Origin of the sequence: Paraburkholderia sp. SIMBA_054 (assembly GCF_046534875.1) — a bacterium.
GTDB lineage: Bacteria > Pseudomonadota > Gammaproteobacteria > Burkholderiales > Burkholderiaceae > Paraburkholderia > Paraburkholderia hospita.
Genome location: NZ_JAWRXV010000001.1, coordinates 189,056 through 214,623 on the forward strand (window position 1 = coordinate 189,056; position 25,568 = coordinate 214,623).

Genomic DNA, 25,568 nt, shown 5'->3' on the forward strand with positions numbered 1-25,568 from the left:
GATGACCGAGGTTCCCGAGGAGTATAGATCGAAGACACCGGCTCGTCTGAGCGCTCTGGCAGAAGAATCGGGCCTCTCGGAAGTGTTGAGAATGGCGCTCACCGATGCCGCCGCCGAGATCGAGGGTAGCGAGGAAGCCTATGCGGTGCTGGTGAATGAAATCCGAGATCTCCGGGCGAAGCTCGTCAACACCGAAGCGAATCTGCGCTCCGCACTCGCGCTGATCCCGCGGCGCGGGTAGTGATCGCACCGCCGTCAGTCGGAAACATTGAGAGCGCCGCCAGCACAGAGGCGGCGGACGCCTTGATACCAGTCTAATGGAGTTGCATATGCCCTACCTCATGGCCGTGATGTGCCTGACCATCGCTTTCCTCCTCTTCCTTTGCCATCGGTTCTGGCAGGCTTCTCAGGCTGCACATCCCGTCGCGGACATGTACTGGAGCACGGAGAAGCATCTTCAAGAGGCACGACGCCTTGTGATCGCACGCGACGAAATCCTCGCACAGCTTGGTGAATTGCTCGATCACTGTGGGGTCGCTTTAGAGGTTCCAGGTTACACCCAGTACGCCCACGATCTGAAGGTGCTCGGGGGCATTCTGCGTCGACGCATCAGGGAGGAAGGACTGGAGGAGCGCGCAGACGTGCAGCAAGCCTTGTCCCAAATCGCTGGCCGGTATGGGTTCGAGCCAAACGGGGGAAATCCGCCGGTAATCGGCATCCACACGATGGTTCGAGTGGCCGAGGAGATCATCGAACCGATCTTGCGCCAACGAACCAGCGCACCGCCCATCTCTACCCTGCAGGAGGATCCGGCAGTCTCGTTCTGGTTGAAGGATGCTGCGAAGTCGCTGCTAATCCGGGACGCCGTCGACGCATTGGCTGATGCAGAAATCCTTGCCGCGATGGCGAGAGCGCGCCTGGGCGAGGCGTTGGGGGCCGTGCCGACCGGAGCCAATCACTATCTGGGGCATCCGGAGTGGACGAGCGATAGCCCATTGGTCACGAAGGGCGCACGGGTCTAAGGTGCTCCCGTTCAAGGGCGCGGCGGCTCAGGAATCTGCGGGGCTGACGGAATCCGAGCGTCGGCTTGCCCAGCGCTTCGGGATCTCGAAGCACGAGTTGCATGACGCGATCAGACCACTGTTCCTGCTCATGCATGAGCACGGAATCACAAATATTGCGATAGACCGTGATGGCACCAAGGCACGGATCGTGGTGGATGATGTGTCTCTTTGAACGGCTGACGCAGACATTGGGTTATGGGCGGTATGGAGAAGCGGTTGCCGCGAGAACGCGAATTTGCGCTCGCGGCGGCCAGCCTCACCATAGGAGGTGTTCGACCGATGAAAGTTGCTGATCTGATAGAGAGCATGCCGCCCACAACCATTCCAGACAATTCATGACACTGCCACTGAAATCCCAGAAGCGACCGAAGCGAGTTCACCTCGCAACTGAGAGCGGCGGTCGATCGCGCTGCCGGTACACGTCGCGCCCGAGCACCCGCGCAGCGTTTGTGCCGCTTGCAGACTTCCTTACGATGCCCGCCGACATGCGCTGTAGCGAGTGCGAGAAAAAGGCCGCCGCCGACGGGCTTCTACCAACATAATCTGGCGAGGCTGCCGCACGGGGGCGCCGAGAGTCGTTGAGTGCAGATCGACTGCCACGGTGAGGCCGTTGGGACATAGGCTCGCGCTTCAGGGAGCATGCATCCCTGGCGCCACTCCCAGCGGAGGTGAAACGGGAGAAATGACCAGGAAGGTGTAGAACATCATGTACGCGTTGGGCAACGCGCAACGCATTGTCGGCGACGCTGATAATCCGCACCTAGGGAAGTCCACCCTCGAAGGCGCCGCTGTGATCGATAAAAACGGCTGGCGTATCTGGGTCGATCATCACATCACGGGCGAACGGGTTTATGAGAACGGGCGCGAGCGCGCGCACCGAGCAGACCAGGCGGCGACATAGAGCAGTCACGGATCCCGAGCTCCGTCGGAAGACGACGCAGTCACGGGTAGCTCTCGTTAAGCTTTGCAATCGAACAGACGGTCGAGTTGGACTGTCGCGCCTCCAGCGCCGCTGCCTCACGTGCGCATAGCTTCAACTGTCAGCGCGGCGTCGCAGCAGACACTCAGGTTGAAACGCATACCCTGCTGATTCCCGCTTCGGCTTCGCCTGTCCTGGGCCGGGTCGACAGTCTCCTTCTCCTTCCGCTTCTCCTCGCCCCTAAAGCTCCCTCAGCGCTCCAGGCGACCGCGTCGGTTGCATACGTTCGACTCATTGATAGATTGGATCTCGAGATGGGCGTCGGTTCCGCTGTACCGGATGACGTCGCATCAAAAAAAATCCTGCGTGATCCCCTGAACAAACCGCGAAGCCTGCCGATAGAGATTTCGTGCGGCGACGTTCGGGCAGGCAATGACGCACGCAGCTTCATACATGGCTTATCGAGGAACACATTCAATGAAATACGCCGGAATCGAATACGAAGCTTTCGGACCCAACGGGCCCGTCATGCGCGAGGCGCGAACCATACACGAACTGCCCTCCCCGCCGATGCGGCTACAAGCTTTAGGTGGCGCGACGGAGGGGATCGCCGCAGCTATCGGCTTGGCTGCACAGCGAATCATTCCTTTCGGAACGCCCGTCTACGTCGCGTTCGGGTTGCGACCTGCAGACGCGAAAAGGCATATCCACGCAAAACTGTTGCTCACCCTCGGTTGCGATGTGTCTCTCGCTTATTGCGGTTGAAGTGTGTGCGTCCTGAATTCGAAATACCATGATCAATAAAAAAACCATCCTTGCAGCGAGCGTGAGCGCTCTCGCGATACTCGCGGGTTGCGCCACGAAACAGCCGCCGAAGGCGTCTGCCCACGCGCCTGAGTACACCGGGCCGGTTATCACCTTGCACCCTGCGCCCGGCCCTACGACGTTGTCGCCATCGCCTTCTCTTCCAACGGCTATCGAGTTCGTGAACGCCCGCAGACAGGAGGTGGGACTTCCAGCGGTTGCAGTAGATGACAACATCGCCGTTGCGGCCGCCGACCATGCGCGCTACCTGCAGATCAACCGCGCATCCGGACACGATGAGGCGGTCGGATTGCCTGGATTTACGGGCGTCGACGTGACGTCGCGGGTAAGACTACACACGACGTCCGAAGGCGCCAGCGAAACGTTTGTGGAGTACGGTGGTCAACACACGCCAGAGCTTCCGATCGAAGATATATTCAACGCCCCAATGCATCGAGGCATCGTTTTTTTCCCGTGGAAGCGCGCTGGTGAGGCGTCCAACACAGGCGACAGTGCGATTACGGTTGTTGATTTCTCCGACCTCGCGCCGGGGCTTAAAGAAACCGAACTGATCGCCTATCCGTATGACGGCCAGGACGACGCGCCAACTCTATGGGTTGATCTTGAGCGGCCCGATCCCCTCGGGCCAGGCTACGCCGGCCAGACGGTGGGATTCCCTCTGACTTTGTCGGGCGGCGCCAATGCGCACATCGAACTCTCGGCTTTCGACCTGCGCGACAAACATGGCAAAAAGGTCAAATGCCACATCGCCGCCCTCACCCCGGCAGACGCCGCACGCAACACAGCCGTGTGCACGCCGCTTGAGCCGCTACGTGCGGGTATGCGTTACACCGCGCATGCGACGGGACATCTCACGCAGACATATGTTTTCGATCGCGCTCCGTTCGATCTGACGTGGAGTTTCCAGACGGCATCTGGCACCAGCCATCCCGCCCGCCTGATCGCTCAAAACGCCGTTGCCCGCTGAGGGGCGTAACGCTGTATGGCGGGCGGAATCCTCCGAGCCGCCATCACAAACCTGAAAGAGAGTTCCGTATGTCCGCATTGTCGACCGTTACCACCTCGCCAAGTCTGATCGTCCTCCTCGTGCTTGCTTTCGCGATGCTGGTCGGGCCGACCGTCATTTACGTGATGTATGTGAGAAGAACGCAAGCTGTTGGCGGGTCCGCCAGCATTAGTCCAAGGTTTATCGTCGGGCTGGTCGCTGTAGCCGCAGTGTTGATAGCCGGGCAGACGTCTCGCATCGCCGCTGGCGGGTCCGAATTCATCCTGTTGTCGGAGGTCACCGACGGCGAACTCTTTGCCTCGGCATACTCGCGTTACTGCGATGCGAAGGAATTTGGAGCGCCTGCGGAAACAATCAGAGATCGCGAGGAAGTGTTGAAACGACGGTTGGTCGGCAAGAAGATTAATCTGGTCGACAAAACCGCGTTGAAAGTGACCCCGTACACGGGGACGAATCCACCCCCGTGCGCAGACGAGCACGTCTTCGCCGACGTCGATCCTGATGTAGCCGCGATCCAACGGATGGCCACGATGAACGCGACGGCGGTGTATGCGAGTGCGTTCGAGTGGATTTTCTGCGCGGTAGCGCTTATGTGCATGCTGGGCGACCGGTTGCCCGCCCGCCGCAAGCCCTCGAAACCGGTTGAGGCGCAGAAATGCTAGCGGTCGACGACGAAGAGGCAAACCTCACGGTCCTGGAAGGCGACGACCGAAAGCGCCTGGTCAACTGGATAGACGAGCACCATCCGGCTGAGGCTACCGTCGATAACGGCGATGGCACGCTGACTGTGGCGGTCACCTGTTGCCATCAAAATGGCAGCCGGACCGTTGACCGGAGTTCAATCCCGGCGACCCTCTCGGCGGCGCGCGACTGGCTCGGATACTGAGGCTCTCTCTCCTTTGCGCGGTCGCAATCACAGGCACTCGCGACCGACACTCCCGTTTCTCCATCGCCCGAGCGGATCAGGCGTTTTCACGTCTCCGAGTGCCGGTCGGGCGAGTTCTTGCGCAAGTTCGTCGAAAAATATTTCCGCTCCGCTCTGAACATTCAGTTTCGATAGCCGATCAAGCTGCTGAGGAGGAGCGGTTCGCCCTTTTTGAGGGATTCGGGCCGCCCCATAGAACACTGACTTCGTCGAAAAGCAATCGGAGCATCGACTTGACAGAAACAAAGAAGCGCCGTGGTCGGAAACCCAAGCCTGCGGATCAGCTTGCGACCTATCTACTGAGCGTCCGGTTATCCCAGGAGTTCGATCAGTACCTGCGTGACCTCTGCGCAGACAGAGTCCGCAGGGGCGAGGTCCTGAAGCGCCTCCTTGAACGCGGACGAGCCGACGGCACCCTCGAGAGAACCGTTCAGGAACTGGAGAGCGAGCGGAACTCGGAACTGGCAACCCTGCCGTCGGACGAACTTTTGCGTCGGCACCGGAAGGCCCAGCGCAACCTGACCGAGCTCGAGCAGGCGTTGTCTCAAGCCTCGCTCCCCAGAAGCACAGAGCTGGACGCTTGAGAGCGAGGGCGATCGACGCGTATGGCCTCAAATTCCGACTCAGTTGTCGAACTTCCATCTGCCAGATGGGAGGGGCTCGTTGTCGCTATAGCTGAGTGGGGGCTTGTTGCCGGACATTGCGCGCTGGCGGTGGGTGACCAGCCGCTCTGGTTCGGAAAGCTTTGGGAGGTCGCCTCGAACCGCCGGCGATTTCCCCGCGCTGATTCGATATGGGTGCATCCAGATGATCGGGCTGACTTTCGCAAAAAGATCACCGATCGATCTGTCGACACCCGCAGGACAATTTTCTAGACAGCGGCGCCAGCCCGGATCTAGGCCTTACATCAACCACTGCGACGTGGATGTCGCCCATAACCAGAGAGCGCAGCTATGAAAAATCTCATCGCACTTACCCTGTCGGTCGCCGCCCTCGCCGTTCTCCAGTCCGCCGCGATCGCAGCGCAGACAGCAGCCGCCAAAGCAGATGTGCTCGTGCTGAAGGACTCCCGCGTCTTCAAAACGTACACGACGGCCCTCACAGATGACGGTACATGCCACATGCCAGCGAATCCGGATCAGTTGAAGCCGGACGATTGCGCCGTCACGCGTCAGAGTTCCGTCATCGGGGGCGAATTGCTTACATGGAACGACGGCCAGTGCACCGACGATAGCTGGAGTCTCATCGATGAGCGCAAATTCGACGCTGGCGCGGAGGGGCGAGGCATGGCGTTAGTGTTGCCAACGATCAACGTTGCCCATCGTCAGTACGCTTGCGACGCGCTCGGAGGCGCCCGCTCAGCCGGATAACGGCGGGGAATCCATTGCTGACGCGCTGGACTTTGCGCCGTGCGGCCGACGCATGACAGTGCCACGAGTCCATTGCAGCGTTTGCATCGAACAAGGCCGGCGATAACCTCAACGGGAGCTGGCTGTTATGCAGCCGTTTTTTGCTCAAGCCAGGTTTGCTTTTGGCCGTCGCGAGAGTGGGCCTCAAACACACATTAAACCAAAAACAGGATAAGCAGATGATTTCGAAGTTGACCGCCGTAGCAGCAGCGTCCCTCCTTCTCCTTTCGGCCTGTGCAGACATGCAGCTGGGCGGCGGCAACAAGTCGCCCGACAGCACGGGCGTGGCTGGCGCGAAGTCGCAGTCGGCCGATGACGGCCTGAAACACTGCGCGGCACCGTTGGGCACCGTCTCGATAAACGAGGACCAGACAGCACCCTGGTACGGTATCCTCACTGGGCAATATCAATTGACGTCAACCGTCCCGGTGCTAAAGCTGCTTGTTCAAAGTTCTGGGTGCTTTATCGTGGTGGATCGCGGCCGCGGTCTCGATGCCGCGATGGCTGAGCGCCAACTTAACGCCACCGGTGAGATTCGGAAGAAGTCCAAGCTCCACAAGGGCCAAATGGTCGCCGCCGACTACAATCTTAGCCCCTCCATCACATTCTCCCAGCAGACGGGCTCGGGTTCCTCCAGTCTGCTTGCCTACGTGCCAGTGGTCGGTGGGGCACTTGCTGGCGTGGCAGGCACGATGAACACCAAGGAAGCGTCGACGGTGCTAACGCTAGTCGATACGCGCTCGAGCGTTCAACTCGCTGCGGCAACGGGTTCAGCTCGCAATGTCGATTTCGGCATGCTGGGGAGCCTCGTAACTTCCAAAAACGCGGGCACCATCGGCGGCTACTCGAATACACCGCAAGGCAAGGTCGTCGTGGCGGCATTCTCCGATTCGCTCAACAATCTTGTCGCATCGGTGCAGCAATACAAGGCGCAGAACGTCAAAGGCGGCCTCGGCACCGGCGGCCAGCTGCATGTGAACTGATCGGCAGTTCAGCACGGCGGCGCCCTTGCGAGGGCGCCATTCATTTCCCTCTCCCCCCTCAAAAAGCGAACCATGAATCGTATCTCCCTCTGCATCGTCCTCGCGGCCGTATTGGGCTCGACGTCCGCCGTGCATGCCACTCCCATAGACGTGGCAACCATGCCCGTCACAGGCCATCTAATCACGCCAGTTGCCGTGATCGATACCGACTGCCCCGAGAATGGCGCCCTTGCGCAAGCTGCTGGTGGCGCTGCGGTGCTTGCTTGCGCGGACGGAAGATGGCGGGACTATCGTTCACTCGAACAGGTAAAAATCCGCCTGAATATCGACGATCCGGGCGCGGCCAATGGAACGGGACATTCGGAGCAACTGATCCTCGGCCAGGTCGGAATGCCAACACAGGTCGAGAACAGCAGCGTCGAAGTCAGGGACGTCAGGACGGAAGGCGGCTCTATTGTTCATGAACCGCAAAAAAACAGCCTCTTGCTGAAGGCGAACGTGGTTTCAATCGGTGCTGACAAGAAAGCTCACGTGCTACTCGACATCGCGAGTCGCGTGGGTGGACGAGTCTGGATGCACCACGTGGACACGTCCCTGAAGATCGACGAGGTGACGACGGTGGCAACGGACGATAGCGGCGTGAGGTACGCCCTCAAGATCTCCCGTCCGTTGTAAGCCGGCACCGCGAAGTCTGAACGCCAGGCGCCCGGGTCAATTTCTCGGGCGCAACATCCTCGGCTCTTATCCATATTAGGCCATGCACGTCACTTATGAAATTCACGACTCGATCGTTCCTGTCGTTTGCCTGGGCGTCGCCGGACTTGCCGACTTGATGCAGGTGATCTTCACCGAGCAGACCCGCTCTGGAAAAATGCTGCGGTTGGTGTGCGCCCTATCGCTGTTGATGCTGTCCGCGATGTTCGCCGCGGGGCTGTTTGCGTTTTCCTGTATAGCAGCGGTTCTGCTCCCTGGAGTAGTCGCCCAAGGGTTCCTGTTCGCTCGCAGTCACAGGGAACACAAGGCAGCCAAAGCGAGCCGCTCAGCGGTCTGACGGACCCGTCTCCGGCCGGCACGATAGCAGGCGGTGAATCTTCGTCGACCGTGCAATTCGTGCAGTTCATTGGCTTCTTCGCGGCACCGCGCGCTTCTCCGCGCCGGGGAAGTACATTGCAGCTGCCCCGACGTCACCCCTATGAGGAGAATGTCTTGCGATATGTCCTGCCAGTAATTCACTTCCTCAATGCGCAGACCGCCCTGCAGGAAGCTGATGTCGCCTTCGCGTGCGGAGCCGACGGTGTGTTCCTGATTAGTCATCACGGTGACGACGACGCACTTTTCGAACCGGCCACGGCAATCAAGGGTCGCCACCGCGACAGGATCGTCGGGCTGAACCTGCTTGGCCGTACCGCCATTGATTGTCTTTCCGCAGTCGTGGATCTTGGCCTTGATGCTGCATGGGCCGATTACGCTGGCGTAACGTCAACACACGTCACAGCAATGGCCGACGAGATAGCCGGAGTGTTGAAGACAAACCGGGCGCTGCAGTTTTTCGGAAGCGTGGCGTTCAAGGGCCAGCCGCATGAGGCCGATCCGGCTGGCGCCGCGCTCGCGGCCAGTAACCGGGGCATGATCGCCTGCACGAGCGGTTCTCGCACTGGTAGCGCACCGGAGTTCGCGAAGATAACTCGAATGCGTGCCGCGCTGGGCCCCGAAACGCCGCTTGCGATCGCATCGGGAATGGCACCCGAGACAGTCCACCTGTACACGGGTGCGGCAACGCACTTCCTCGTATCAACGCACGTGTCGCGTGATGGATACCACTTCGATCCCGTCCGTTTGCGCCAGTTCGTCTCAGTGGTGACCGGGCGATGAAAGCCCACCCCCTTGCGACCTGGGTTCAGAAGCGGCTCGCGTCCGGAGTAGTCGAGGACGTCACAGGCACCCGCTCGGTCGCACGGTCACAGAACTCCCGGCCGGAGACTGTGACGGTCCTCCTGCGCGAGGACGTCCCCATGAACGCATGGGGACATGCATCGCTGCTCCTCGATGTTCTGTTCTTCCAGAACCTGTTGCCGGAATGTCACGTCGCGGTCTTTCCGGACGATCATCCAACTGATGCCGGCGTGTGCTATATCGAAACGGAAAACGTCAAGCTTGGGCGTACCTCCGAAGAAGTTTCGACGGCTATCTGGAAGCTCGTGGTCTGCTGGCGCGAGAACGGTTATCTTGACCTCCTGGATTAGGCCACATCGCGATTTGGCCCACCGGTATCGCCGCCGCCATTTGTATCACTACAGCGTACCGGCAGACTGTAGCGATCCCCACCGCTCACCGGATCGGATTACGCGGGCGACGACTGTGCCTTGGCACTGCATCGCTCCTCTCAGAGACATCTTTCGACCAGACATTCCCCATGGCAAATCAATCGCAGATTGAATGGACTCAGCTGACTTGGAACCCGACCACGGGTTGTACGAAAGTGTCTCCCGGATGCAAAAATTGCTATGCCGAACCGATGGCTGCCCGCTTGAAAGCGATGAAGGCGCCCGGCTACGACGAAGGCTTCAAACTGACGCTCCAGCCCTTGCGTCTTACTCAACCGCTGGAGCGAAGAAAGTCGAGTGTGTACTTCGTCAACTCAATGAGCGACCTGTTCCATCACGACATTCCCGATGCATATCTTGACCGGGTATTTGACACGATCGCCCGCTCGCCGCAGCACACCTTCCAGATACTGACCAAGCGGGCGGACAGGTTACCTGAATACTTCGCCTCAAGAAAATGCCCGCAGAACGTCTGGCTTGGCGTATCCGTCGAAGACCAAAAATACGGGCTGCCGCGAATTGACTATCTTCGACAGGTTGATGCGGCCGTCCGGTTCCTTTCGGTTGAACCGCTACTCGAAGACCTCGGGGCTGTCGACCTGTCAGGCATTCACTGGACAATCGTGGGTGGAGAATCCGGTCCCCGCGCTCGCCCAATGCGGGAAGCATGGGTCACAAATCTCAAAGAACAGGCGGATCGCGCCGGAGCAGCTTTTTTCTTCAAGCAATGGGGTTCCTGGGGCCCGGATGGAGTCCGACGCGCAAAGAAGGCCAATGGGCGCTTGCTTCACGGTCGTACCTGGGATGCCTATCCGTCTACGATAAAGATCGCCGCGTGACGCCGCTGTACCGTGAACGTCTGTCACTGCTAAGCCCCTGGAGTATGTGCGACAGATGGACGGTTGCGGTTGGCTTTGGTCTGATGCGTATCACGAAGAGGGGCAAGAACTTCGTGGCCACCTCGTTCAACGCACACAAGTTTCCGGCGTGACCGGCAGGACCACGGAAGGCAACTTCTAGCCCTCTCCTGTCGGACCATACAACTCTTTATCGCGAGAACAGACGGGCAATTCTGTCGCGCACCAGCTGGGTTATCGACCTTGCGCGAGCGTCTTCATTGTGACTTTCACGGACGTCCGTGTCGGGCCAGGCTTCGCCCTTCCACGGGCTTTCGACCGAGATCTGACGTAACCGCGCGGCAAGCGTAACTTCGAAAGACCGCGGGCCGCTGTATTTGCTCACCCGCTCGGGGAGGTACAGATAGTGGTCTGTCTTGTTCGATGTCGCGCCGAAGCCCGGCATGTAGATACGGACGGCGCCGCGGAACACGCTGTTGTCCCGTCCAACGTCCGCGGTCAGACGAAACGACTGGTGCGTTGGTACCGCAGCGACGTGAGCGAACCCCTGCAGGACCGTTGCCGCGCGCACGGGGTCGAGTAGGTAGCACGACGGCCCCGATCGAGGGATGTTCTGGGAAATCGCAACGACCGGTAGCACGCGCGCTGACGAATGGAGCAGGTTTCTGAACTGCACGTAAGAATCATCCCCGATTGTCAGCGGCCGCGCGACAACAGGAACGCCGGCGTCGAGCAGCGTGTGACGGTGGATGAAGGTTTTGATTAGCGACGGTGTGCTGGACGGCGTACGCTCCCTCTCGTCGCGCATCACGGACACCCGAACGCCTACTTCGTCATGAGTGTCACGGTCGGCGACAAAGGCCTCAAGTTTCCACATTCTGGGACTATAGCCCGTTCCACGATGCTCGACTTCGAAGCGCCAGAGCCGATCACCGCCTGCCGCTTGCATCCGCAGTTCACCTTCCGCAACGACGAAAGGCTCACCGTCGAACGCCGACGCGGGAATGTGGTGTGCCCACCCTCCTCGCCCCCGTCGCGGGTTACGCGCCCAGTTCAGCACTGACGCTCGTGCATCGATGCGTTGGGCTGCCGATCGCCGGTCGGTCGGAAACCGGAACTGCACCACCGGTTGGAATGATGTCTGGTGAGTTTGGACCTCGGTCGGAGCCAGATCGGAAGCGATTGCTGAGGCGGCGCGATTCATCATATAGCGAAAGGGAGGTTGTGGAACCGCGCGTATGCCGCGGTGGACGCTTCAGTCTTGCGGCTTACTGGAGACCGCCGAGCGTCGCTTCCTGATAGTGACAGCCAAGCAGAATCCAGCCGGGCGTTTCCTTCTGATCGACGAGCAGACGGGTCTCGTGGCCGCTGCCGGCCTTACGATAGTCCGCGCCATGCCAGTTCATATGCTCTCGCATCGACACCACGCCAGCGTCTTCGCGCATTCCGCCTATACGCTCGGCCCATTGTTTCGCCATGTCGAGCTCGCCGCCCTTTGGGGCGGGGATGGCCATTAACATTTCGTGTGGCGAAAGCATTGCCACGACGGTGGACTTCGTGCCCCACGCCCGTACCGGCTTCTGCGCTTCCCAGCCAAGCGTGATGGCACCAGACTTCCCGGCTTGCCGCGAGAGACCGGATACGGCGTTGTTGTCGATGCGATCCATGAACCGGGTGATCTGCTTCTCGCTCAGCTTGCATTCCAAAAAATCGCTGATGGTGCGTTGATCTGCGGCCGATTGGGCATGAGCTGCCGGCAATACGGACATCGTGGCCAGCGTGATAGCAACATACAGTGCAAGTCTGGAAGAAGTCATAGTTTTGTCGGTCTGGTTTGGGAGCGGTATTCCCGACAGTTGCGCGGTGCGCCCTCGCCCTGCCGGTTCGATCATAAAGGCTATATCGGTTGGATCGCGGTTTCGTTCAGGGGGCCAGTGGCGCGGGCGGCCAGTACAGGGCTTCATAGAGAGGCACTGATAAAATGTCTCGGGTTGAGAACGGTTGCGCATCGAAACGCGCAGGCTAAACTTTTTCCTTCCTGCACCGTTAAAGGTACACGAGCAAACACGGTGATCGTCAAGAGCATCGTGGCCTTCAACGCGCTGTCCAGACCGCTACTTCAGCCAAAGAATCATGCTTAATGCCTTCAAGAAGCCGGAAATTGGTTTTCCGCAACAGATATGTGCCGGGCTGTACCTGTCAATGGGCGCGTTCCTCGCGATTGAGTCCAAGTCCTGGAGCCCCTTCTTCGGGGCAGTGTTGTTTGGCCTTTTCATGTCCATGCCCAGCATCTCGCTCGCAACTATCCGACGCGGCGGGCACTGGCGCAGCGCTGGCATCGCCGTAGCTATCCTCTTCGGGTCGTTGTTGCTTTGGGCCTGTGCGGGAGTGGCCGAACGGCTGTATTTCTTGCATGGCGACACCTATCCCGCATGGCTATCCAATGGTGATCTCGGCAGCGTGAAGGCTGCAGAGAACATTTACGGCCAGGTCGAACACCTTTGCGGCCACAGCGGCCCCCGCATGATCGACTACAAATCGCATGGGCAGATCGTCTTGCGCTGCGATCCGTCGGCCTTCTGGCCGTTCACGAGGACCTATGTCGGGCACCAGGGAGATGCACAATGAGCCGGATCCGACGTTCTGCCACGTGGGCTATTCGCAACCTCGGATTGCCGACGCTGATGATGGCCGTGGGGATCGCTGCGGCGGCGGTCAATCAAGCCTCCGAGGTTCCGGCGCAGGCCTACACCATCATGAGTGACAACTGGTCTCGGCTGCACCCCGACACGCAGCGCAAGATCTCCGAATTGATGGCGCGAAGAGGACGGATCGACCACTGGCACTACACAGACCTCTTTAGCGCGATCATCAATGACGCGGGCGGTATCGTGATGCCCGCCCCGGATGGCGATCAGGTGGCCGCCCGCCAGCATCTGACGGCCGTTATCCGTGGGACAGGATCAACTAAAGACCTTCTTTGATTCCGACGTGCGGACACAACGCCGGCACGCCACGGATACATGGCATCCAGGAGCGAGGCATTTCCGTCTATGAACTTCCCACGCGGCTACATTTCGTCTTTTTCTGCACCCGCTGCAGCCGATGAACTGACGGCGAACTCGATGGAATGGCTATCGGCGATGTTGCGGCCGATCGAGCATCCCGCAACGGCAGCCGCTGCCGATCGCGCGTGGCGTATTCTTACGGTGGAAATCTCGTTGCCCGGGAAGCTTCTTGAGTTTTTGCGTTCCGTCGACGACGCCCTCGCACAGGCTGCATCTGAGCCGGACATCGTTGAAAAGCATTCGCAGCGCATCGCCACTGTCAGGCAGCGGCTCGATTACACGATTCCGGCATTGGTGCGGCGAATCAACTAGTTGCATTGAGAAGCAACGTGCAGGTCGTGCGCGCGCTTGCCTGGCCGGTCATGCCTACGGTTTGCAACCGTAGTTACCATTGGGATCGCGGGTATCGCAGAGCGCGAGGAGATTCCGGTCGGTCTTATGCGAGATAAATCCAGGCACGGCCGCGTAAGCGATGATCGGGCGCGGCACGCGATATTCCCATTCGTTGGCGCTGATCTGCCTGAAATAGACGATATCCGTCAGGTGGTCTGCTGCGTACTGTTGCGATACAAGGCCAAGTTGCCCCGCGCGGTACATCAGAAAAGAACTGGTGTCACTTTTCAGGAAAAGCAGATTCGTCACAACGCAATAGACGATCGCGATGCCGACGGCCGAGGTGATGACGGAGTTCAAGCGGGCAAGCCGCCGGGTTTTCTGCGGCCTGGCTCGTTCTGAAAGAGTGTTCATGTTGCTGATTGTGGGGTAGCGGTTGACGCCTGCGATTTTACCTAACTGCACATGGCGTCGGCTCGGAGCAGTCAAGTCTGTTCTGCGACCACCGCGCCGGCAGCGGCATCATCCGCACTGTCGTAAATGGATCGAGCGGTCAGGAACTTCGGGTTAAAAGTCACTGGGCGTGCGTGGGCGTCCGTCACGAGAATTCCCTTATTGCACGCAAGCCACATGAGACTGTCAACCACAGGAATACTGTCTCCTGTTGCCTCGCTAAGCATGGTCGCCAGCGCCATGCAGGCGGGATAGCGGACCCTGACGGGTGCCCGCGGCTGGTCGGGAAATCCTGTTAGCCGCGAAATCCATACGTCGGGCTTTAATGCGTTCGCACCAAAGTTTTTTGCGAGTTGATACATCGTGTCATCCCCGATGAAGGGGATAGCACGACACCACCGCAGGAGCTCGTTGCTGTCCGCGATAACCGTCGCAAGAGACTGAAAGTCTCGGTCCCGGTCGCGCCATGCCCGCTCGATGGCGGCTGCCTTCGCGCGGTAGCCAAAAACACTCACGACGGGCTCGCCAGCTTCGATGGCTAGCAGCACCTTCTTCTCGATCGTGCGGGCCGCCTGCGCCGATCTGCCAGCGCAGAGTATGACCCAGATGATTTCGCGGGCCATGTCCTCAGCCGTAGCCGGAGGTCGAATGCTTTCGCACCAGTCAATCATGCGCTGCGCGTCGGGATCATGTTCGATCAACCAGGCTCGTACTTCCCGATAGAGCGCGACGGGCACTCGCGTAGCGGGATCTGGAACGTGATAAGACTTCACAGGCGCGGCCCTCCTTTGCTCGGATGGCGATCAACGACAGTTCGGTATTCCCGTACCATCATTCCGATCCCTTCGTTTCCCAGACGGATAAACTCGATGAATTCGTCTTTCGGCAGGCTGTCGACCCATTGGCCGAAGCCTTCTTCGCTGAGTGTGTCGAAGTTGGCCGCCATGTCCAGAATCTTGGGGCGCAACCGAGCCAGCGCGTCGCTGCTATACGCGTCGGCTGCGATCGGCCCGGGCGTGGATTCATCCGAGGACGTGCGCTGCGGCGCCGTACGCAAGCGAAAACCTGAGAAGCCCTTCGACTGTTTCATATCAATGTGCCGGCGTCGACATTGCCGCTGCTGCCGCCTTCTTGACGGTATCCGGGTCGAGCGAACCCAAGACGCCCGCCGGGCCATTCGGTGAAGTGTGCACGAAGAGATCCCGGGTGCGATCATCGATGAACACCATCGAGCCGACACCGCACGATACTGCGTCAAACGCTGCCTCGCCCGCCTGCATTTCAACGAGCGCTAGCTCACCGAAGCGAGGGTCATGGCCAAGCGCTACGACGACAGCTCCAGGGAGCAGGCAGTGCGTGCCGACATCGTGCGCCTTTCCGACGCGCGCCCAGTCCTGCCGTCCCGCATAGATCGCGCCGCTGTACGTGGTCGACAGGACATCGCCGGCCTTCCACTGCTGGGTTGCCTGTGCCGTCGACGCCTGGAGGGCGAGCATTTCTTCGTCGGTGCCGTGGTAGGGCTTACCGACGCCAGCATGCGCGATGTTGGTGGTAAGGAGGCTGGCTGCCAGAACTGAGAGGAATGCCTTCTTCATTTTCTTCCTTCGTGATTGAGAACAGCGGCGAGCGCAGCCGTGCCACAACTCCGAAGAGCCGAAGCCATGACGGCGCCCATAGGCCGATAGATGCTCAATCGGAAGAAATCCGGCGAGATTCAGAGGCGGCGCAAAAAAAATTTCAGGCTGCCCGGCACTTTTGATGCCGCACGGTGGAGTTACGAAGATGTGGGAACGTACTCGGGCGCGATACAGGTGCCCACAAAGCGCGCGCTCCTCGGCAATGCCATAGGAGGGATGGGTCTATCCGCTTCGTATGCATCAAGCGCAAGTGGGGCACCGCTGGTGTCATAAGCGCGGCATCCGACGCCTGACATGTGAAGCAGCCGGTCGTACGTGGACGTGCCGAGCCGATAAAACCCTGTATCGGCACTGCGGCGAACCAGGACACCGTCTGTTTCAGGGGAATTCGGCACGACGGACGATTCGTGGAGTGCGATCCGCACATCGGCATAGGCGCCGTAGAGAACAGGTGCGAAGTAAAGGTCTGCCACGGCCAGTGCAAGGAGCGTTGCCACAAACTGATTTCTGCTACTGCATGTCTTCTTCGCGTTGCTGGCTGCCGCCGTGTACGCTGATAGAGCAGGGTCTCGATCAGCGCGCACGCCTTGAAAGATCGCGCGGACTGCTGAAAAGAGCATGGTACCCGCAACCGCCCACATCAGCCAGGTCAACCACGTTTTGTGTACCAGCGAGACGTCCGCGTCCACAATGCTCGCGTCCCGCGCGATGAGCTTGCCGCCAGCCTCCCCTCCGATTTCGAAAGTTCGGTAGAGCCAGTTCCCACGAACGTCAGCGTTCTGATACACACAGCTGTTGTCGGCGAGTTGATAAGAGCGTTCGGTGATAGCGCTTTGACAGAACGACGGTTCCGTGACGTGGACGAAGACGTGATGTGCCGTCTTGGTGTAGGTCACAGCGCTTAGCGCGATCCCGAACACCACGATCCGGAGCAGCATTGTCAACGCGGTTTGCATCGTCCACCCTGTGTAGTGATCATGGTTGCAGAAACCGTGCTGCCCAACGGGTCTGAGCACGTTTTGACGCTCAGGATACAGGCAAAGCTAGCCGTGAGGCGACGCGAGCGCCGGGCGGGCCGCCGTGGCGAGCATCCCGGTGCGGTCAGTTATTGAACGGAGGCTTATCCTGGCTTCGTGGTGTCGCCATCCAGCCTGCCCTGATCCGCGTGGCATCGCGCCTTGTTAATCGCGTCAGCAGCGGCACGCTCGAAACGGCCGAACGAATCCGGGAACATGTCCCAGATGAGCTGCACCAGATCGAATGTTGGCGACTCGCCGACGCGGCGTCGGCCGCTCCCAGCCCGATCATCCTCTGGTGGCGTGTTTGTTTCCTGCGAGTTGCTGAAGTGCATGTTTCCTTGCTGGCATTTGCGCCTGACCGCTGCCGCCTCGATTCTGGAAGCGGCAGGGATCAGACTTCGTTTGGCGTTCGACGTTAAACGCTAGCGACCGCGCTGTTTCGATATCGAGAAAGAGCGGCGCGCAATTGGAATCTGTCCATACCGCCTATATCGGCAATCCCTACGCATTGTTCAGAGCCCCATCTCAATCTCGCCGCTGATTCGCGAGTTTCTCGCTTCGCGGGCCGGCAGATAGCCGACAAGAGCGGTCGCCTCACCGTTCCGCACCCGTGCAGCCCACGACGATCGATTGAGGCCCGCACGATGAAAAAAAAGTTCAGACCTCCCCTGAATTTTTCTCGCCTCCAGCCGATAAGGGCAAAGCGTATGTAAAGCCCTATCGGTCCGTGCGTGATGTATGCGCGACGCTACAGGCGCGCCTGCTAAACGACCAGCCAGCATCACCCTGTCAAATTCGAAAGTTGAGGATCAAGGATGAGTAGTGTCCCGAGCGTGGTCGACGAGATCCGCGAGATGAACCTGGCGTATTTGATGCTCGCCCAGCGGATGCTGCGCGAGGACAAGGCAACAGGTATGTTCCGGCTGGGCCTGTCCGCCCAGCTTGCCGAGGTACTGAGCAGTCTGACTCTGGCGCAGACTGTGAAACTTGCGAGCGTCACCCAGGTGTTGTGCCGGTTCCGCTTTGACGACCACACTGTGCTGGCCGCGCTCGCTGAAAAGGCCAACCGGCCCAGCGCGGTCGCTAACGCGCATGCGGCGATTCTTTTGGCTGGACAGCCTGCCGAGCAGATAGCCTGAGTTTGCCGTGTCAGTGACGCCGGAAGGCCGAACGCGCGCAACCTCAGCTTGCGTTTGAAGGTCCTCGCGCGACACTGGGTCATCACAACCGGAGATATACCGATGACCCCAGAGCAGGTGAAACTCAAGGAATACCGCGCCAAAATGGCTACGCTCGCAGATCTGTGCGATCGCGACGGGATCAATCAATATGAGGCGCGCGACTCTCGTCCGAAGACTGGATGCCTGCCGCCGATTACGCGCTATGCGCGTGTCGTGACGGTAGGCGGGAGTGATGTCTATGTCGATCAGACCGAGATTCGCAGCACGCGATTTCGTACCTGCTCGCGCATGGTCTGTGTCGCCGAGAGCGTTGACGCGGGGCGGCGAATCGCTGACGCGTGGGTCAGCAGCATACCGCAGGGCTGGTCTGCGTAGCTGGGCGGTGATTGCGTGTGACGTGCGGCGTGCCGGGCGTCGCGCTGACCACCACGACTGCTATTCAGTCAGCATGCGCTCGGCGAGTTTCGTGCGGATTGCCAGGATGGCGGCATCACGAAGCTGGCAGACCCGTGCCGGGCAAATGCCACGCTTGGCCGCTATCGCACGGATGTTTTCCTGGGAGTCGTAGATTAGCTCCAGGATGTCTTGATATCGCGCGGGCAGTTCAGAGATGACTTCGACGATGCGGGCCCGCGTGTCCTGTTCTACGAGTAATTCGAGGGGATCGAGGTCGGGCGAGGGAAGCAGGTTCAGGAACTCCTGCCTTTCGTGATGTCCACCGTCCGTCAGATCCGGTCCCGTTATGTCGTCGAGATAGATCATGCGCGAGCGGTTCGAGTCGATGAGCATCGACTGGTATTGCTGAACGGGCACATCGAGTTCGCCGGCGACTTCCATGTCGCGAGCGCGACGACCGATTTTCTGTTCGACCTTGGATGTCGCGCGTTCGATGCGTGTCTCGTCTTCGCGAACACCTCGGGGCGCAAAATCGTTCTTGCGCAGCTCGTCGAGCATGGCGCCCCAGATCCGTTGCGACGCGTATGTCTCGAACGCTGTTCCCTGTGACGGGTCATAACGCTTCGCGGCGCTGAGCAGCGCCAGCGTACCCTCTGACATCATGTCGTCGATGTCCACCGCGTTAGGCGGGACTTTCGCCGTAAACTGCCTGGCAAGTTTTCTTACCAACGGCCCATATTGCTCAACCAGTTGCTCTGGGTCTAAACGACTCGACTGCTCAGACATCTCAAAAACCCCCGCTCTCTCGGAACTGCTTTTGGTCTAACACAACACTCATTAGCAGACGTCTTTCGAGAAAAGCGATTGACGTCAAATTTTGTTAGACGAGAATTTACACCGTGACATAAATTTGATGTTAGTGAAATGTTGCGTTTGCTCACAAAAAATCTCCTAAAGTTTTTTTAGTGCGTGCCGTATAGGGCGTACCGCGCGGCATCTCAGAATCGTTGCGTCGGACCCACATCTGTCACCTACGAAGTGAACATCGATTCGTGCCTTTAATAGGGGTCAATTTGATTTGACCGTGGCTTGCGGGACCGAGTCAGACGCCTCTATAATCACCGTGCGCCGACCCTTCGGCATTACGTACTCGTCCCTCTCTGGCACTCGCCAGAATCAAAAGGCCGCTCGCTTTCTGTGGGCCGAACCTAGAACTTTTCCACTAAGACTCTGCAACTTCGCGCGCAACCTCGCCGCGTGTACTTTGCGTCATCCGCTTGCGCAAAAGATGAACTCTTTTGCAGAAGCCGCGATGGCTTCCCCGGTTTTCAACGCCTGACCTCAGGCATCGAACGGGGGTTCTATCAATGGAACAAAGCAATTTCTTTGAGCACGCAAGCCTCGCGACGGATGAGGCATCCAGCGTCTTTGCAAAAGAAACCAATCTCACGACGTCAACGTCTATTGAGGCTGTGATTCGAGAGCTCGAGGAGTTCTTCTCGCAAACCGAGCATTGTCATTCGCTCGTCGCTGCCCTTTCGAGCGCGCAGTTGCGCGGTATCGTCGAGCGCCGCGCACAATGGGCCTATGCAAACAACCAGGCCTTCCGCCACGAATGCAAGAGCCGTGGCGCGCCGGGCTATCTCACAGGCTTCGTCCGGACGTGGATCAGCGAAGTTATGAAAGAGTGGTATCCGCAAATGTACGTCCAACTGCCCGTGAGCTTTCGCGTTACAGGGCTGCCCTCGCTGCGTGGGAAACGGGCGCGATAGCGAAATAGGGGGAAAACTGGGCTTGCCTTGTTTTCCTCCTTCGTTTAGCAAATTCACTAAACACGCCGCCTCAAAAGGTTTTTCGCCGAGTTCAACTCGGCAAAGGGCCTTTGCGCCGACCTCTTGTCAACCGCCCATCGTGGCAAATACAGGAGTCTGTTATGAAAATCGCAACTGCAGCAGATCGTATGCGTGAACTGGTTCTGCTTTCGCTCGTCCAGGGGACGATCGAATCGCTCGCGGGTATCCGCAAAAGCCTGCCGGTGAACGCCGGGACGACCGAAGCCCTCGGTCTGATCGACGGGCTGATCGACAAGCTACGCAATGACGAAAAGTCGGCAGCGCCACGTCTATTCGACGGTACGTGGGCGCATCTGTTCGAGGGAAACACGGAAACCGAGTGCCGTGTGCTCGTCGACGTGCGCGACGAGAAGCTCATCGCGGCACAGGCACGGACCGGGCACACCTGGCGCTCCCTCAAATGGGACGAACTGGTTGACCTCGCCGACTCCTTGTTCAATGCGAACGACGTCGCGGCCGATCCTGAGGAGCACGGCCTTGAAGTCACGGTCTCGATGCCAGACTGGGCGCCGACCGATATCGTGTTCATGCCGACGCCTGCCGTGCGACCGATGGATCTGTCGGGTCACGAGGCATTCAAGTCGATACGACACGCGCGAAGCGTCTACCCCGGAATTGCCACAGGAGACTGGGTGGCCGTTCGCGCAGCGGACGTAGAAGGCCTCGTTGTCGTTGATTCAACGGGTGTCGCGTTTGGAAAAGGGATCGGCCAGGAAAGTCCCCTTTTCGACTACGAAACGCTGCAATTCGGCCCGATGGTGCTCAAGCACGCGCATTCGATGGTTCGCGAGTACCGGCTGGAAGCGAGTTTCACCGGCGACGTCGGTCTTTACGACGAAGCGCGAATGTCGGTGCACAAGGGCGAAGATTGTGTTGCGGACGTGCTGGTCGGCTTGAGCGAGTCTGGTGAATTGCGAGTGATGCTCACGACCGATGCAATGGGCGACGGCGATCACTCCGTCGAGATTTTCCCTCTACGACCGCATGACGACGCAGTCGCCGTCAAAGCAAATATCTAAGCATGAAAGCAGGGCGCATATTCTGCGCCCTGCTCCACCGTTTTACCTGACCCGCCGCCATCGTGGCGGGCTGCTTTCCCCCTTGCCTCTCCGCTTATCAGTTCAGATTGTGCGTCGTTCACGCAGGCGCTTCTCAGTGCCAGCAACAAAAGCGCGCGACTTTCTTTCGGTTTTCTTCGCTCCTGCGCGCCTGTTGCCCGCGACAATCTACGTGTTTTGCGCAGCTCGCGCTAACCGCCAGCAACTCCGGCAGCTATCCAATTTCCTTCCAGCCCCTCCGATCAGGACCTCGCACTCATGGCCCGACATCGCAACCGCTTTCAGAACAACCAGCCTTCGCGCGACCACTCGGGGCCCCAGCACCACCACCACCATTACTACTACGGCGGCCGCAGAAGCAACTTCGTCGGGAAGTTCATGTTTCTCCGCTGGCTGTTGCGAATCGCAATTTCGGCGTTCGCGCTCTATGTCGGCTTCCATTCACTGCAGCACTTTATGCACTAACGCGGTCGACGAGCGGCGCTCGTCGGAGACCGCTCCCTGACCCGCCTACCCTTGAGAGCTAATGCATGCGCCCCGTTTTCGGACAGAAACTCATCAAAACAGCTGCACGCAACAGCCGGCGACCGTATGAAGTTCACCGGCATGGCTGGGGCAAAAGGCCGGGCCGCTTTATGCCTTTCGCACTGGTCAGTCTTATGTTCTGGTCGCTGATCGCGCGAATAGCCCTACGTGAAGGGCGCATTGTGGTCATTACCGGGGCTGAGGCAACCGGGCACGGAATGCTGACGAGTCTGCTTCCGGGGAACGTGTTCGGCGGCCCGGAACTCAACGAGCAGCCGCACGCTCGCCTGTTCGAAATTGTCCCGGAAAAGGGGCACTTCACGATCGATGGCCCGAAGGATTTGCCTGATGGGCAGTTCTGGGAACTGCTTGAGTATTGTGCGGACGCGGAGCGCTCTTTCACGGTCACCGCTATGGACGCCGAATGGCTCATGACCGAGATGAAACGGTACAGCCGCCTTCCTGGCGCGCGCCGGATCTTTTGGCTTTCTCTTGTCTGAGGCGTTCGGACGGCCGTTGCTGCTATCAGCAGGTATACAATCGGCGTCCGGTGAAGAAGGTTGACTTGCATCGGTCCTTCTCGCCTGCACAATCAGCGCAGAAGGACTTTTTCTGAAAATGCCATGGAAAGCACACGTGACAAGGTGATTACGGGTACCGCGCAAGCGGAGGCGCTGCTACGTCAGTACGGTGCGCATGGTCGGGGTTTTGGCGAGATGGTGCGCGACCTGATGGATCGGGGCGTCATGCCCAAAGGTGTCGGCCGGCGAGCGCTGTCAGCCAACAGCGTGCGCAATCGCGTCGTCCACGAATCCATCTCGCCAGACGACATCGAGCTGGACCAGTGGGCAACGGGAATTGCGGCGTTGACCAAATGGGTCAAACAGCAATCGGCCGACGGTGCCAGCGAACCGTCGGAGCCCGTCACGCGCCGCCGCTTCTGGCAGCGCAACGCGCCCCAGAAGTTTGCCACGCCGCCCGCACAGCCAGCCCGAGGCCTGTGGATGGAACCGTGGGTCGTGACGTCTGCAGTGGTCCTTGTGGTGGGTATCGGCGGCACCGCATGGCATTTCGGAGAAGCCTTCGCGCAAGGCGCGCCTGCCGCAGCCCAGACGGTCACCCGAAGCGACTCGCAGTCGGCAGATGCTGGAAACGTACCAACAGCGCAGGCGCAAAAGCGGCTGAAAAAGCATTCGCACATCTCGAACAGCAACGCGGGCTGAGGACGCCGGCGCGCCACCCGCCGGATTTCGTTCGGCGACCGGCGCCCTGGCCGGTCCCCTTCAACACCACACTACCCATCCCCCTTCATGAATCGACGTCCCGGGGCGAGCCGTGCGCGGCCTGCCAAGCCTTCATCAAAGATCGTTGCCCTGACGCTGTCGTTGCCGCTTGCCGACACTGAGCGCCTCGAACAGATCCTCAAACCCTGGTGCGCCCTGGACGCGCTCGCGGGTAGGCACGGCACAAGGCAAACCTTCTACCCCCTCGCCAACGCGATTGCGCTATCAGGTGCGCTGTATAGCCTCGGGCTCGAAGCAGAAGAGAAGGAAGCGGTCATCACTGGAAGCGCGGCGATCGCCGCAGCCTTTCGCCATGCGGTGGCGCACAGCATCTGGGCGATCGATCTGGATATCGTGCCGATGCTCGTGAAGGCCCTTGAAGTGTTCGACCGCCAGCTCGACCAGGCGACGCGCGCTCAATTTCAGGCGGCGCGTGAGTTTGTAGCAGGACGAGGTTCGGCGCGCGCGGCGGCTGACGAACGCCTGCCGCGCGCAGCATGATGTCCTGATCCCGGTTTGATTACGGGACGGGGGCGGACTACCAGTCGCGCCCCCTATTGCGCTCAGGCCGCGCGCACGCCGTCTCGCAGTTGCGCAGAGATGAACTCGACTGGCGGCATCAGGCGACGTGCGCGACGGACCGTCCACGCCAGTTCATATGCGATGGCACAGACGATTGAAACCGCGAGAATCCCCGAGAACTTCGCTGTCAGCAATGCCTCAATGCTGCCAACGTATTGCAGCGCCGACGTCTGTGTGAGCGTATGCAACGCGAGGTTTCGCACTTCGGCTGCCTCGAAATTGACCTGGATGATCGTCACGAGGAACGCTGCTCCCAACGCCGCCAATGTGGCTGCAATCACAATGAGCGCGGCCAGCATGACGGTATGGCAGACGAACGTCGCAATGCGACCCGCCCGGCCACGGTCCCGAAAATACCACCTTAGCGCCAACCGGGTTTGACCTGCTTGGCGCCTCCCGCCACGCCGCATACCGACGCTATTCGCAGTTGGTGTTACTTTCATCTCATGTTCTCCTGATGTGTCAAAAATGTGCTGACTGAGGTCCGTGACCTCAGTTGAATAGTTCCTGGATCTCCGCCTGCACGGCGTCGATGATCGTCTTGATGGCGCCGGCGAATCGGTCGCCGACTGTGGAGACGATGCCGGCGTTCTCGCCGAACGAACTCGCGGGCACCGGCTTCATCAGCGATCGCCAGGTTCCCTTGGGGCCGCAGACCATGACGCCGTTGACCTCATAGTTGTACGTTGCACCCACGGGGCTACAAGCTGCGCCAAGAGTCTGGGCAACTGCGTCGCCGCAAGGCGCGAGGGCAACACCCAGCGCGATGCTGATGCCAGCGATGACGGTTCGGGGTGCGACGCTGCTTTGGGCGCTATTCTTCATGATGTCTTGCTCATTTCTCCAGGGTGACGTAGCCATTCTGTTCGCGCCGCACTACGCACGAAGAGCCGCAGTGAAAACAAACAGAAAAATGGCCATTGCAATCAGCGCGCAAACGCCAGCTGCATGAATCACGCGCCTTGATGTGTTCCGACAAGAAATTGACCGCATGCGGGCGAGCACGGGGTGCTCGGATAGCGTCATCCGCGCGCCACCACAGACGTCGACGGCTGCAGAGCTCTCAGGCTGCCGTGCCGCCGCGCGCCTCTGGCGTGTTTGACTGTCATTGTTCATTGGCGTTATTGCAGTGCGCTGTGGTGTGCGATCCGGAGCCGCGCAACCATGCCGTCCCTAGAACGGGCCGCAGAGCGAGCCCGGAAAAAGCTGTGAGGACCTCCTTCGCCGAGCCGATGTTTGTCGGTGGTGACAGTGATCGTGTCGCCATCGCTGGTGGCCATCGCTGCTACTCTCATCAACAGTTTCCTGCGCCTAACATCCACATGCGGTCCCTTTTGCCTGGGCGTGATTTGGGCTGGGCGCCCTGATGACTTCCAAGGAAGTTCCGGGCCTATGTCGTGCTCGACCGAAGCGCCACCGTACCGCGGATTTTGAATCACCAATACCTCAGGCTCACTTCAAAAGGCGCATGTTCACTCGCCACATTCGGGGCGCACCTTCATCGCTCCAACTCCGGTGTTGCGAGGAGTTCACGCCACGAAATGCCGATTTGGTGTGCACTGCACGCAACACGGTCTTTGATTTCATTGAAGAATATGCCAGCCGGCTGTCCCACTGTGGGACGGGAAGCAAACAGCGAGGCCTCGCTGCGCTGGCCAATTTCGCTGCCCGGGCGGGCAAAAAAAAGACCGCTGGCGCGTACCAGCGGTCAAAAAAAGCGAACGGATTTGCACCCGGGGAGGTGCTATCCCTTTACGAGGTGCCGTGACGCCGATCGATTCCCGGGGAGGTCACCAGCGGCGACATGGCAAGAAGAATTGTGACCCGATTCGGGTTGCCAGCCCGGCGGAATGCACATGGGCTGCAGG

At 59.6% G+C, this 25,568-nt stretch carries 38 protein-coding genes; 27 read left to right on the forward strand and 11 right to left on the reverse strand.

Annotation, left to right across the window (positions count from 1 at the left end; all coding sequences use genetic code 11):
* Position 1 precedes the first annotated feature (1 nt).
* From SB822_RS01065 to SB822_RS01140, 16 genes are all read left to right on the forward strand, one after another.
* Complete coding sequence (locus SB822_RS01065) at positions 2 to 241, forward strand: hypothetical protein (protein WP_410853762.1); 240 nt, start codon at positions 2 to 4, stop codon at positions 239 to 241.
* A gap of 88 nt (positions 242 to 329) precedes the next feature.
* A complete protein-coding gene (locus tag SB822_RS01070; protein WP_410853763.1) occupies positions 330 to 1,022 on the forward strand; it encodes a hypothetical protein in 693 nt (230 codons plus the stop codon).
* A gap of 1 nt (position 1,023) precedes the next feature.
* The gene (locus SB822_RS01075) at positions 1,024 to 1,236 is read left to right on the forward strand and encodes a hypothetical protein (RefSeq protein WP_410853764.1); all 213 of its coding nucleotides are present in this window, start codon (positions 1,024 to 1,026) and stop codon (positions 1,234 to 1,236) included.
* A gap of 534 nt (positions 1,237 to 1,770) precedes the next feature.
* A complete protein-coding gene (locus tag SB822_RS01080; protein ID WP_410853765.1) occupies positions 1,771 to 1,965 on the forward strand; it encodes a hypothetical protein in 195 nt (64 codons plus the stop codon).
* 495 nt (positions 1,966 to 2,460) lie between these two features.
* A complete protein-coding gene (locus SB822_RS01085; protein ID WP_410853766.1) occupies positions 2,461 to 2,748 on the forward strand; it encodes a hypothetical protein in 288 nt (95 codons plus the stop codon).
* 28 nt (positions 2,749 to 2,776) lie between these two features.
* Entirely contained in the window at positions 2,777 to 3,775 is a 999-nt protein-coding gene (locus SB822_RS01090; protein WP_410853767.1) for a CAP domain-containing protein, read from the forward strand.
* A 68-nt stretch (positions 3,776 to 3,843) separates the two neighbouring features.
* Positions 3,844 to 4,476 carry a hypothetical protein gene (locus tag SB822_RS01095; protein ID WP_410853768.1) on the forward strand — a complete coding sequence of 211 codons (633 nt, stop codon included), beginning with the start codon at positions 3,844 to 3,846 and terminating at the stop codon, positions 4,474 to 4,476.
* Positions 4,470 to 4,700: a hypothetical protein gene (locus SB822_RS01100; protein WP_410853769.1), complete on the forward strand. Its 231-nt coding sequence runs from the start codon at positions 4,470 to 4,472 to the stop codon at positions 4,698 to 4,700. Before SB822_RS01095 ends, SB822_RS01100 begins: the two co-directional genes overlap by 7 nt.
* A gap of 272 nt (positions 4,701 to 4,972) precedes the next feature.
* Positions 4,973 to 5,323, forward strand: coding sequence for a hypothetical protein (locus tag SB822_RS01105; RefSeq protein WP_410853770.1), 351 nt, complete (start codon positions 4,973 to 4,975; stop codon positions 5,321 to 5,323).
* 369 nt (positions 5,324 to 5,692) lie between these two features.
* Positions 5,693 to 6,109 (forward strand): hypothetical protein, encoded by a 417-nt coding sequence (locus SB822_RS01110; protein ID WP_410853771.1) that lies wholly within the window; start codon positions 5,693 to 5,695, stop codon positions 6,107 to 6,109.
* A gap of 218 nt (positions 6,110 to 6,327) precedes the next feature.
* Positions 6,328 to 7,131, forward strand: coding sequence for a CsgG/HfaB family protein (locus tag SB822_RS01115; RefSeq protein WP_410853772.1), 804 nt, complete (start codon positions 6,328 to 6,330; stop codon positions 7,129 to 7,131).
* Between the two features lie 195 nt (positions 7,132 to 7,326).
* Entirely contained in the window at positions 7,327 to 7,806 is a 480-nt protein-coding gene (locus SB822_RS01120; protein WP_410853773.1) for a hypothetical protein, read from the forward strand.
* An 82-nt stretch (positions 7,807 to 7,888) separates the two neighbouring features.
* Positions 7,889 to 8,182 (forward strand): hypothetical protein, encoded by a 294-nt coding sequence (locus tag SB822_RS01125; RefSeq protein ID WP_410853774.1) that lies wholly within the window; start codon positions 7,889 to 7,891, stop codon positions 8,180 to 8,182.
* Between the two features lie 155 nt (positions 8,183 to 8,337).
* Positions 8,338 to 9,003: a hypothetical protein gene (locus tag SB822_RS01130; protein ID WP_410853775.1), complete on the forward strand. Its 666-nt coding sequence runs from the start codon at positions 8,338 to 8,340 to the stop codon at positions 9,001 to 9,003.
* 140 nt (positions 9,004 to 9,143) lie between these two features.
* On the forward strand, positions 9,144 to 9,374 hold the full coding sequence (locus SB822_RS01135; RefSeq protein WP_410853776.1) for a hypothetical protein: 231 nt from the start codon (positions 9,144 to 9,146) through the stop codon (positions 9,372 to 9,374).
* Positions 9,375 to 9,544: 170 nt separating this feature from the next.
* Positions 9,545 to 10,294: a DUF5131 family protein gene (locus SB822_RS01140; RefSeq protein ID WP_410853777.1), complete on the forward strand. Its 750-nt coding sequence runs from the start codon at positions 9,545 to 9,547 to the stop codon at positions 10,292 to 10,294.
* Positions 10,295 to 10,502: 208 nt separating this feature from the next.
* On the opposite strand, the gene SB822_RS01145 is transcribed toward SB822_RS01140, so the two are convergent.
* Together SB822_RS01145 and SB822_RS01150 are read right to left on the reverse strand one after the other, a co-directional pair.
* Entirely contained in the window at positions 10,503 to 11,372 is an 870-nt protein-coding gene (locus SB822_RS01145; protein ID WP_410853778.1) for a hypothetical protein, read from the reverse strand.
* A gap of 208 nt (positions 11,373 to 11,580) precedes the next feature.
* Positions 11,581 to 12,204 carry a hypothetical protein gene (locus SB822_RS01150; protein WP_410853779.1) on the reverse strand — a complete coding sequence of 208 codons (624 nt, stop codon included), beginning with the start codon at positions 12,202 to 12,204 and terminating at the stop codon, positions 11,581 to 11,583.
* Between the two features lie 241 nt (positions 12,205 to 12,445).
* Here SB822_RS01150 and SB822_RS01155 point away from each other — a divergent pair, with 241 nt between their 5' ends.
* From SB822_RS01155 to SB822_RS01165, 3 genes are all read left to right on the forward strand, one after another.
* Positions 12,446 to 12,940 (forward strand): hypothetical protein, encoded by a 495-nt coding sequence (locus tag SB822_RS01155; protein WP_410853780.1) that lies wholly within the window; start codon positions 12,446 to 12,448, stop codon positions 12,938 to 12,940.
* Positions 12,937 to 13,296 carry a hypothetical protein gene (locus SB822_RS01160; RefSeq protein WP_410853781.1) on the forward strand — a complete coding sequence of 120 codons (360 nt, stop codon included), beginning with the start codon at positions 12,937 to 12,939 and terminating at the stop codon, positions 13,294 to 13,296. Before SB822_RS01155 ends, SB822_RS01160 begins: the two co-directional genes overlap by 4 nt.
* Positions 13,297 to 13,365: 69 nt before the next feature.
* Complete coding sequence (locus tag SB822_RS01165; RefSeq protein WP_410853782.1) at positions 13,366 to 13,692, forward strand: hypothetical protein; 327 nt, start codon at positions 13,366 to 13,368, stop codon at positions 13,690 to 13,692.
* A 54-nt stretch (positions 13,693 to 13,746) separates the two neighbouring features.
* On the opposite strand, the gene SB822_RS01170 is transcribed toward SB822_RS01165, so the two are convergent.
* The 6 genes from SB822_RS01170 to SB822_RS01195 form a co-directional block, all read right to left on the reverse strand.
* Complete coding sequence (locus tag SB822_RS01170) at positions 13,747 to 14,202, reverse strand: hypothetical protein (RefSeq protein WP_410853783.1); 456 nt, start codon at positions 14,200 to 14,202, stop codon at positions 13,747 to 13,749.
* Positions 14,199 to 14,867, reverse strand: coding sequence for a hypothetical protein (locus SB822_RS01175; protein ID WP_410853784.1), 669 nt, complete (start codon positions 14,865 to 14,867; stop codon positions 14,199 to 14,201). Before SB822_RS01175 ends, SB822_RS01170 begins: the two co-directional genes overlap by 4 nt.
* Before the next feature lie 68 nt (positions 14,868 to 14,935).
* The gene (locus tag SB822_RS01180; protein WP_410853785.1) at positions 14,936 to 15,256 is read right to left on the reverse strand and encodes a hypothetical protein; all 321 of its coding nucleotides are present in this window, start codon (positions 15,254 to 15,256) and stop codon (positions 14,936 to 14,938) included.
* A 1-nt stretch (position 15,257) separates the two neighbouring features.
* Positions 15,258 to 15,761 carry a hypothetical protein gene (locus SB822_RS01185; RefSeq protein ID WP_410853786.1) on the reverse strand — a complete coding sequence of 168 codons (504 nt, stop codon included), beginning with the start codon at positions 15,759 to 15,761 and terminating at the stop codon, positions 15,258 to 15,260.
* Positions 15,762 to 15,940: 179 nt separating this feature from the next.
* Complete coding sequence (locus SB822_RS01190) at positions 15,941 to 16,759, reverse strand: hypothetical protein (protein ID WP_410853787.1); 819 nt, start codon at positions 16,757 to 16,759, stop codon at positions 15,941 to 15,943.
* Between the two features lie 164 nt (positions 16,760 to 16,923).
* Positions 16,924 to 17,154, reverse strand: coding sequence for a hypothetical protein (locus SB822_RS01195; protein ID WP_410853788.1), 231 nt, complete (start codon positions 17,152 to 17,154; stop codon positions 16,924 to 16,926).
* A gap of 483 nt (positions 17,155 to 17,637) precedes the next feature.
* Between SB822_RS01195 and flhD the strand changes: the two genes are divergently transcribed.
* Both flhD and SB822_RS01205 read left to right on the forward strand, forming a co-directional pair.
* Positions 17,638 to 17,961 carry a flagellar transcriptional regulator FlhD gene (gene flhD / locus SB822_RS01200; protein WP_410853789.1) on the forward strand — a complete coding sequence of 108 codons (324 nt, stop codon included), beginning with the start codon at positions 17,638 to 17,640 and terminating at the stop codon, positions 17,959 to 17,961.
* 102 nt (positions 17,962 to 18,063) lie between these two features.
* Positions 18,064 to 18,378, forward strand: a complete 315-nt coding sequence (locus SB822_RS01205; RefSeq protein WP_410853790.1) for a hypothetical protein — start codon at positions 18,064 to 18,066, stop codon at positions 18,376 to 18,378.
* 60 nt (positions 18,379 to 18,438) lie between these two features.
* Here the strand turns inward: SB822_RS01205 and fliA are convergent, their stop codons facing one another.
* Positions 18,439 to 19,185 (reverse strand): RNA polymerase sigma factor FliA, encoded by a 747-nt coding sequence (gene fliA, locus SB822_RS01210; protein ID WP_410853791.1) that lies wholly within the window; start codon positions 19,183 to 19,185, stop codon positions 18,439 to 18,441.
* A 581-nt stretch (positions 19,186 to 19,766) separates the two neighbouring features.
* Between fliA and SB822_RS01215 the strand changes: the two genes are divergently transcribed.
* The 6 genes from SB822_RS01215 to SB822_RS01240 all read left to right on the forward strand — a co-directional run bounded on the left by SB822_RS01215 (position 19,767) and on the right by SB822_RS01240 (position 23,619).
* Positions 19,767 to 20,171, forward strand: coding sequence for a hypothetical protein (locus SB822_RS01215; RefSeq protein ID WP_410853792.1), 405 nt, complete (start codon positions 19,767 to 19,769; stop codon positions 20,169 to 20,171).
* A 161-nt stretch (positions 20,172 to 20,332) separates the two neighbouring features.
* Complete coding sequence (locus SB822_RS01220; RefSeq protein ID WP_410853793.1) at positions 20,333 to 21,271, forward strand: hypothetical protein; 939 nt, start codon at positions 20,333 to 20,335, stop codon at positions 21,269 to 21,271.
* Positions 21,272 to 21,568: 297 nt separating this feature from the next.
* Entirely contained in the window at positions 21,569 to 21,775 is a 207-nt protein-coding gene (locus tag SB822_RS01225; RefSeq protein WP_410853794.1) for a hypothetical protein, read from the forward strand.
* Positions 21,776 to 21,840: 65 nt separating this feature from the next.
* Positions 21,841 to 22,335 carry a hypothetical protein gene (locus SB822_RS01230; RefSeq protein WP_410853795.1) on the forward strand — a complete coding sequence of 165 codons (495 nt, stop codon included), beginning with the start codon at positions 21,841 to 21,843 and terminating at the stop codon, positions 22,333 to 22,335.
* Between the two features lie 123 nt (positions 22,336 to 22,458).
* Positions 22,459 to 23,058 (forward strand): hypothetical protein, encoded by a 600-nt coding sequence (locus SB822_RS01235; RefSeq protein WP_410853796.1) that lies wholly within the window; start codon positions 22,459 to 22,461, stop codon positions 23,056 to 23,058.
* Between the two features lie 87 nt (positions 23,059 to 23,145).
* Entirely contained in the window at positions 23,146 to 23,619 is a 474-nt protein-coding gene (locus SB822_RS01240; RefSeq protein WP_410853797.1) for a hypothetical protein, read from the forward strand.
* 62 nt (positions 23,620 to 23,681) lie between these two features.
* On the opposite strand, the gene SB822_RS01245 is transcribed toward SB822_RS01240, so the two are convergent.
* On the reverse strand, positions 23,682 to 23,999 hold the full coding sequence (locus SB822_RS01245; protein ID WP_410853798.1) for a hypothetical protein: 318 nt from the start codon (positions 23,997 to 23,999) through the stop codon (positions 23,682 to 23,684).
* Between the two features lie 193 nt (positions 24,000 to 24,192).
* Positions 24,193 to 24,525, reverse strand: coding sequence for a hypothetical protein (locus tag SB822_RS01250; protein WP_410853799.1), 333 nt, complete (start codon positions 24,523 to 24,525; stop codon positions 24,193 to 24,195).
* Between the last annotated feature and the right edge of the window lie 1,043 nt (positions 24,526 to 25,568).